Origin of the sequence: Roseomonas rosulenta (assembly GCF_016106005.1) — a bacterium.
Lineage (GTDB): Bacteria > Pseudomonadota > Alphaproteobacteria > Acetobacterales > Acetobacteraceae > Neoroseomonas > Neoroseomonas rosulenta.
This window is the reverse complement of the sequence record NZ_JACADR010000500.1, coordinates 1-1,632: the sequence shown is the minus strand read 5'-3', so window position 1 is coordinate 1,632 and position 1,632 is coordinate 1. Positions and strand designations below refer to the sequence as shown.

Here is a 1,632-nt window from a genome sequence, read left to right as displayed (position 1 = left end):
AGCGATGTCGCGCCGCGTCCAGAGCAGCAGCCGCCGCCGGTGCCGCCCGCGCAGGATCGCGAGCGGCGCCGGGGCCGGCCCCAGCACCTCCACCCCGTCGCCCCCCGGCGCGGCGAGGCCGAGGTCGCGCGCGACGCGATCCGCCGCGCGTTCCTCCTCGGCACTCACGATCAGCGCGGCGAGGCGCCCGAAGGGCGGCCAGTGGCCCGGCCGCCGCGCCTCCGCCTCCGCCGCCATGAAGCTGTCGAGGTCGCCGGCCACCAGCGCCTGCATGACCGGGTGCTCGGGTGCGAAGGATTGCAGCAGCACGCGGCCGGGCCGTTCCTCGCGCCCCGCGCGCCCGGCGACCTGGTGCAGCAGCTGGAAGGTGCGCTCGGCCGCACGCAGGTCGCCCCCCGCCAAGCCGAGATCGGCATCGACCACGCCCACCAGCGTCAGATGCGGGAAGTGCCAGCCCTTGGCGACGATCTGCGTGCCGATCACCAAATCCACCTCGCGGTCCTGGATGGCGCGCGCGGCCGCCGCCGCCGCCGCCGGGCCGGGGATCGTGTCGGAGGCCATCACCAGCCGCCGCGCCTCCGGCCAGAGCGCGGTCGCTTCCTCGAGCACGCGCTCCACGCCCGGGCCGATCGGCACGGTCGAATGGGCGGCGCCGCAATTCGGGCAGGCCTCGGGGATGCCCTCGACATGGCCGCAATGGTGGCATTGCAGGCGGCGCGCGGCGCGGTGCTCGACCAGCCAGGCGGTGCAGTTGGGGCAGCGCATGCGGTGGCCGCAGGCGCGGCACAGCGTCATGGGCGCGTAGCCGCGACGGTTGAGGAACAGCATGGCCTGCTCCCCGCGCGCCAGGGTGGCGCTGACCGCCTCGACCAGCGGGGGGCTCAGGAAGCGGCCGCGCTCGGGTGGGTCGCGGCGCAGGTCCACCACCTCGACCGACGGCATCTCGGCGCCGCCGTGGCGGGCGGGCAGGTGCAGCGCGGCATAGCGCCCGGTCTGCGCGTTCACCGTCGATTCCAGCGAGGGCGTGGCGCTGACCAGCACGCAGGCGGCCTCGCTGAGCCGCGCGCGCACCACGGCCATGTCGCGCGCGTGGTAGACCACGCCTTCCTCCTGCTTGAAGGCAGTCTCGTGCTCCTCGTCCACCACGATCAGGCCGAGATCGGGGAAGGGCAGGAAAAGTGCGGATCGCGCGCCGACCAGCACCGGGGCCTCGCCCTCGGCCACGGCGCGCCAGGTCTCGCGCCGCGTGCGGGATGTGAGTTCGGAATGCCACAGCGCGGGGGCGGCGCCGAAGCGCGCGGCGAAGCGGTCGAGCCATTGCGTTGACAGCGCGATCTCGGGCAGCAGCACCAGCGCCTGGCGGCCCTGCGCGAGGCAGGCGGCGATGGCCTCGAAATACACCTCGGTCTTGCCGGATCCGGTCACGCCGGTCAGCAGCGTCACGCCGAAGCCGCGCATGCCCGCCGCTTCCCGCAGCGCCGCCGCGGCCTGGTCCTGCTCGGCGCCGAGGCTCGGCCCCGGGCGGGCGGTATCGGGCGGCGCGAAGCGCGGGCGGCGCGGCAGCGAAGCGGGCTCGACCAGCCCGGCATCGGCCATGCCGCGCAGCACGGCGGGGGCTACTCCGGCGGCCTG

General features: G+C 75.7%; 1 protein-coding gene. It reads right to left on the bottom strand.

Going from position 1 to position 1,632, the window contains the following annotated elements:
• On the bottom strand, positions 1-1,632 hold a 1,632-nt coding region (gene priA / locus HW578_RS26285; protein WP_198373656.1), incomplete at both ends, for a replication restart helicase PriA.